We start from the raw sequence: 5,963 nt of genomic DNA, 5'->3' as shown, positions 1-5,963 counted from the left end.
GCTCCTCGCGCCGGACCTGTCCGGGCTGCCGCCGGCGTACGTCATGTCGGCCGAGTACGACATGCTCCGGGACGACGGCGAGCGGTACGTCGAACGCCTCCGCGAGGCCGGCGTGCCGGCGACCTTCTCCCTCCAGCCCGGGCATGTTCACTTCTCCGCAGCCCTGACGAAGGTGATGCCCTCAGCCAGGGCGTGGCGCGATGAAGCCATCGGCGTCCTCCGGGCAGTTCACCGGGGCGCCGGACTGCCCGCCATCGCCTCCGACCGCTCCTGAGCCCGAGGACAGGACCGCACCCGTGCCGCTCGACCCCGATCTCGCGCGTCTGCTCGTCGTCCTGGAGGGAGCGGAGGTGGTCCGCTACGCCGATTCCTCGATCGACCATGCACGCGCCGCGCACGATGCGAGTGTTGCCCGTCTCACCCCACCGGCGCTTCGAGCGCAGGTGCGCGAGATCTCCGAGCACACCGTCTCCTCCCCCGCCGGCGGCGTGCCGGTGCGGGTCTACCGGCCCGAGCACGACGGGCCGACTCCCACCATCCTGTGGTTCCACGGCGGCGGTTGGTGCACTGGAAGTCTGGACACCGGCGACGTCATGGCCCGCGACATCTGCCGCGCCCTGCCAGCCACGGTGGTCTCGGTGGCATACCGGCTGGCGCCCGAGAACCCTTGGCCATCGGCCACCGACGACGGCCTCGCCGCGTTGAGCTGGGTCATCGACTCAGCGGCCCATCTCGGTGGTGATCGCCGAACGGTCGTCGTCGGGGGCGACAGCGCCGGCGGAAACATTGCCGCCTCGGTGGTCCAGCAAGCGCGGGACGCAGGTCTGGCAGTGGCCGCCCAACTTCTGGTGTACCCGCTTCTCGACCTGGACGTCGACCGCACGGACCGATATCCCTCGCTTCTGACTTATGCCGAGGGATTCGCTCTACCCCCGGAGAACCTGCGCATCGCCGTGCGCCAATACGTTCCTGACGTCGCCCACCTCGCCGACCCGCGGATCTCCCCGCTGCGGCAGCCACACCTCGCCGGTCTTCCGCCGACCGTGGTCTCCGTCGCCGAGTGCGATCCGATCCGGGACCACGGATGGGCCTACGCCGAGGCGCTCCGCCATGCGGACGTGCCCGTCACGTTGCACGACGGGCTCGGGCTGATACACGGCAGCTTCGACCTCATCGGCTCTGCACCTGGGGTTCGAGCGGAGCTCGACCGCGTCCTCGACAGCCTGCGCGAGGCGCTCACAAGGGTGATCAGCCGGCCCCTGTGAGGAAGACGAACTTCTTGCCAACCTCCTGTGCCCCGCCATCAGAGGTTGGACGTCCGTCAACGAGAAGAGCACGTCGGCCCCCCGTCGCGACCGTTCGTCCACGGCACGCCTCATCCAGCGCGATTCCGGCTGATCGGGTCATGTCGGCTTGGTCGATCGTCCGCGCACGGGACACGGCGATGCGCGCAGGCTGGCCCTCGCTCCCGTAGCGGCCGCTCCCTCATCGCAGGATTCGGAGCTGGACGGGACCCGACAGGCCAGCGGCGTGCAGAGGCGCGTCCGGGGCGTACACCTCCGCGACCGGACCGAAGATCTCCCCGGTCGGGGACGCTGCCTCGGCGATCAGGCGGTTCATCCACGCGTTGGCGACGCTGACCTCGATGAGGTTGCGACCGGCCCGCAGCGACCCGGTGACCTCGAGCTGCCAGGGGGCGGTCCAGACGATGCCCTGCTCGACGCCGTTGATCCGGACCCGGGCGACGTCTCCCACGTCGCTGAGTTCGAGGACGACCGCGTGCCCCTCGAGAAGCCTGTGCTCCACGTCGACCTCAGTGGTGTACGTGCCCGTCCCCGCGAACCCCGCCGCCTTGCCGCCGAGGTCCGTCCACGGAACCGGTCCCGCTGGGAGCTCGTCGTCCAGCACGCCCGGGAGCGCCAGGCGCCAGGTGCCGTCGAGGTGTCGTTCGGCGACCGTGCTCCGTGCCTCGTCGGCGTGCCCGCCCGGCAGGAGGAACACCGATCCGAGGGCAGGCAGGTCGAGCCGGTGACCGGTGCCCGTGTCGGACAGGGCCGCCCGGCGCAGGGTCACCGGGTCCCAGGCGATCAGCGGCTGGCCGTCAGGAGTCGAGAGGCCCAGGCTGACCGGTTCCGGGGACGGGTTCGCAACGAAGTGGAGCTCGCCGACCGCGGTTCGCCGGCCGATCCGCAGGACCTCTGGTCCGTCGACGACGAGGGTCCTGCGCACGCCCAGCTCGGACAGCACCGCGGCCAGGTCATCGGTGTCCCGCACGCGACCGGCGCCCCAGAGCCGGTCACAGAGCTCAGCGTGCTCGGCGTCGTCGTCCGCCAGGGATGGAGAACCCGTCGGGCGGTGGCCGGCGACCGTGGCACCGGCGTCGACCAGCGCAACCAGAGCGCCGAGGGCCCGAACGGTCATCCGGGAGCTCGAGCCGCCCAGATACAGCAAGCGGTAGCTCACGTCGCCCGCCGCCAGGCTTCCCCCGCTGACGGAGAAGCGCGTCTCCAAGGCGTCGAGGTCCAGGTAGTCGAAGTCGAACCCAGTCGGCACCGCACGGTCGGGCTGATCACCGAAGAGGGCCGTGACGGGGCCTTCCTCGCCGATGAAGACCGCGATGTCGACAGCGGGAGTTCCCTGGTTGAGCAGCCATGAGCAGCGGGCGAGGTAGTCGATCCACGGTCTCGCGAGGTCGGCCCAGGGCTCCGAGCGGATGAACGCCTGTCCGAGTACGGGCGCCAGCCCGATCCCCGGCGGCGGCACCTGGGTGGGCTGGTGCGGTGAGGTGTGGATGCAGAAGCGGGTGACCCCCAGGGCGAGCTCGAGGTCGGCGACATGCTTCAGCCGGCGGGGTGTGTAGCTCCACGGGCGGTGCAGGGCAGTCATCGACTCCGCGCCGGTGAACGCTTTGCCGTGCACGTGTGCCACCGACGAGGCGCCCTTGAGATCGGCCAGGTAGGTCGGCGCCGGCTCCTCGCTGCCCGCGTCGAACATCCACAGGGCGCCCATCGGGACGTCGGCATGGCTGCGCATGGCCAGGTCATCGCCGAGCTGGGGGCGGTGGTCCTCGAGGGCTTCGGCGTAGTAGGTCAGACCCCGTGCGTGCGCTTCGGCCTCGAGTGTTCCGTAGTACTCGGCGGCTACCAGGTCGCTGATCGTGCGCCGGTGGTCCCACAGGAACCGGTCAGTCCGGGACGCGTCGCCCACGAGGTAGCCGGCGAGCGCCGGCAACCACGGCATCGGGTCGTAACGTCGCAGCTCGATGAATCGCTCACGGAGCAGGTCGGTCGCGTTCTGCGGTCCGGATTCGATGCTGTCGCTGAGCAGGGCGTCGAGTGACGCGCCGTCGAACAGCGCCAAGTAGGTGTCCAGGTAGTGCCGCACCCTCGTCCCGTCGAGCTTGTCGACCTCCAGTCCGGTCGCCTCGGCCGCAGCGGGGCCGTTCGTCTGGCCGGTCAGTGACATCCCGAACCGCAGGACGCGCCAGGCCCCAGCGGGCGCTGTCCACCGCAGCCTGCCGTGCTCGTCCACGTGGGCGGTCACGTCGATGACCTGCGCCGGATCGATGGCCGATGTCGCCGACGCGGGGTCCGCGTCGAGGGCGTAGTAGTCGGGAGCCGCGGCGAACCCGGCTTTGAGTTCTGCCTGGTGCACCCGTCCGCCGGCGAACAACGCGAACTCCGAGACGAGGAACTCCGAGACGCGTCGCAGGATCGGCGGAACGCGCACGCCGGCGGCCAGCCGGGGCAGTGCGGCTTCGGCGCTGTCGCCGGTCAGCCCGAGCCGGAACCGCCGCGCCGTCACCGGCGGGAAGGCCACGGTGCGCACCGGCACGGCCCCTGCTGCCGGCGCGTCGGGCAGCGCGAGATCGGCGACGACGCGGTAGGCGACGCCATCGTCGCTGGCCTCGAGCACGGCGCGCGGCGCAGGCGCGGCTCCGAAGCCTCGCGGTCCGGGGAACCCCACAGTGACGGCCGCGACGGTGACGGGCGCATCGAAGACCTGCTCGATCCAGGCACTCGAGCGTCCATCCGGATCCCGCGGCAACGACACCGAGCTGGCGAAGCTGCCATCGACGAGTGGTGTCCAGTCCTGCACCGCGGCCGACGCCGTCACCGATGACGGGGCCAGGCGGATCGGCACGTCGTCGTCCGGCACGGCAACGGCGACCCAGTCCCACGCGAACCGATGTGCGCGCGCGTCCGCGCCCCAGCGCGGGCAGTCCTGGTACGGGCCCGCCACGTCGGGGAGCGGCACGAGCTGCTGCTCGACCGCCCGGCCCCCCTCCAGCACCGTCTCTGACCAGACGACCTTCTTCATGGCGTCGGCCGGTTCGACCCACGGTGCGCCGGCCGCGCTCCAGCCGGCCGACGTGGCCACAGCGAACTCCAGCCCCAGTTGCTCGGCAAGACCGGCAGCCAGTCGGACGGCGTCCTGCCACTCCGCCGAGCCGTGCCGGACCCGCTCCGGCACGACCTGGGGGGTGCCCATGCCGCCGTCGAACATCTGCACGCCTCGCACGCCGGTCCGGTGCAGCCACTCCAGGTCGAGCCGGATGCCGGCGGGATCGACGTTGCCGTCCATCCAGTGCCACCAGGCCCGGGGTCGCGCCTCGTCGGGTGGCGTGCGGAAGCCCTCCCATAGGTCGTCCAGGGTCATGCGGTCACCGTCCTGTCCGAGACAGGGGGGCACGGTTCTTGCAGGGACGTCGATCCCGCCCGGCGTCACGCGTCTGCCGCGATCGAGCGGATCAGCCGGACGGACTCTTCCGACGGGACGGTCGGGAAGTACTCCAGCCCGATCGGGCCGTCGTAGCCGGAGGCACGCAGCACCCCCAGCTGCGCGGCCCAGTCGACTCGGCCGCTGCCGGGCTGCCCGCGGCCGGGGACGTCGGCGAGCTGGACATACTTCACGAGGCCGGCTGCGTTGGCCAGCTCGGTCGCCGGGTCCTCGCCCTGCACGATCGAGTGGTAGAGGTCGTAGAGGATGCCGAACCGGTCTGACCCGATGGCGCGGGCGATCTGCACGGCGTCGTCGGTCCGGTCGGTCAGCGCACCGGGGTGGTCGACGCGCGAGTTGATCGGTTCGAGGGCGAACTCGATGCCCGAACCCGCCGTCCGCTCGACCGCCTCGGCGAACATGTCGGTGATGAGCTGGTGGTTCTTCTGCCGGTTCATTCCGGGGAAGCCCGTGCCCGAGGCGAGCACCACGCGGGGGCAGCCGAGCTGCTGGGCGTTCGCGACGGCGACGTCCAGACCCTCATGGAAGGGGGCGAGGTCGGTGCCGGGATAGGTATAGCCCATCCGCGGGCCGGCGAGCAGGGACGTCAGTTGGGTACCCGTGTCGGCGAGCGCCTTGCCGAGCGCGTCGAGGTCCTTGTCGGTGGAGAACCACATCTCCACGGCGTCGAATCCGGTCGCGGCAGCGGCACGCACCCGGTCGGGGGCCTCGCCGGCCTCTTTGAAGAGCAATTCGATGTTGGCGGAAAGCTGGTACACGTCAGACCTCCAGGGAGAGGGGAGCAAAAGAGGAATAGGAGGCACCCGGGTTCATCGACGCGCGACCGCGAGCCGGTGCTGCAGGTACCAGCTGTTGAGCATCGTCAACTCGGCCGGGTTGCCGCCGTGATCACTCTCGACGACGACCCAGCCCGGGTAGCTGTGCTCCCGCAGCGCTGCGACGAAGGCCGGGACGTCGACCAGACCACCCTCGGTGCCGAGCTCGAAGAACCACCGCTCGATCCGACGGCCGGCGCCGCCCTGGAGCATGGTGGCCTCAGCGCCGGGCGTGAGGTACTCCTCGCCGGTGTCGGCGAAGCGGGTGTCCTTGAGGTGGACGTGAGTGACCCGGCCGGCGTGGGCGCGGTAGTAGCCCACCGGGTCGATGCCGCCGACGGTCAGCTCGGCGGTGTCCAGGGCCATGCCGACCAGCGCGGGGTCGGTGGCCTCGAGCAGGCCGGTGAG

5 protein-coding genes are annotated in these 5,963 nt (G+C 71.0%); 2 read left to right on the top strand and 3 right to left on the bottom strand.

Annotation, left to right across the window (positions count from 1 at the left end):
* Both VIG79_RS11665 and VIG79_RS11660 read left to right on the top strand, forming a co-directional pair.
* The coding region (locus VIG79_RS11665; protein ID WP_331885753.1) for an alpha/beta hydrolase fold domain-containing protein at window positions 1–274 on the top strand (274 nt) is incomplete at its 5' end.
* Window positions 275–296: 22 nt separating this feature from the next.
* Window positions 297–1,265 carry an alpha/beta hydrolase gene (locus tag VIG79_RS11660; protein ID WP_331885751.1) on the top strand — a complete coding sequence of 323 codons (969 nt, stop codon included), beginning with the start codon at window positions 297–299 and terminating at the stop codon, window positions 1,263–1,265.
* 220 nt (window positions 1,266–1,485) lie between these two features.
* Here VIG79_RS11660 and VIG79_RS11655 read toward each other — a convergent pair whose 3' ends face one another.
* From VIG79_RS11655 to VIG79_RS11645, 3 genes are all read right to left on the bottom strand, one after another.
* Window positions 1,486–4,659 carry a glycosyl hydrolase gene (locus VIG79_RS11655; protein ID WP_331885749.1) on the bottom strand — a complete coding sequence of 1,058 codons (3,174 nt, stop codon included), beginning with the start codon at window positions 4,657–4,659 and terminating at the stop codon, window positions 1,486–1,488.
* 65 nt (window positions 4,660–4,724) lie between these two features.
* Window positions 4,725–5,498: a TIM barrel protein gene (locus VIG79_RS11650; protein ID WP_331885747.1), complete on the bottom strand. Its 774-nt coding sequence runs from the start codon at window positions 5,496–5,498 to the stop codon at window positions 4,725–4,727.
* A gap of 51 nt (window positions 5,499–5,549) precedes the next feature.
* On the bottom strand, window positions 5,550–5,963 hold a 414-nt coding region (locus VIG79_RS11645; protein ID WP_331885745.1), incomplete at its 5' end, for a sugar phosphate isomerase/epimerase family protein.

The sequence above is a fragment of the Lapillicoccus sp. genome (assembly GCF_036559105.1).
Taxonomy (GTDB): domain Bacteria; phylum Actinomycetota; class Actinomycetes; order Actinomycetales; family Dermatophilaceae; genus Lapillicoccus.
The sequence above is the reverse complement of the archived record's forward strand: the minus strand, read 5'-3'. Positions and strand labels throughout refer to the sequence as shown.

Coding starts and splice junctions, on each gene's coding strand:
- VIG79_RS11655 (WP_331885749.1), bottom strand. CDS start 4,659: ATGACCCTGGACGACCTATGGGAGGGCTTCCGCACGCCACCCGACGAG.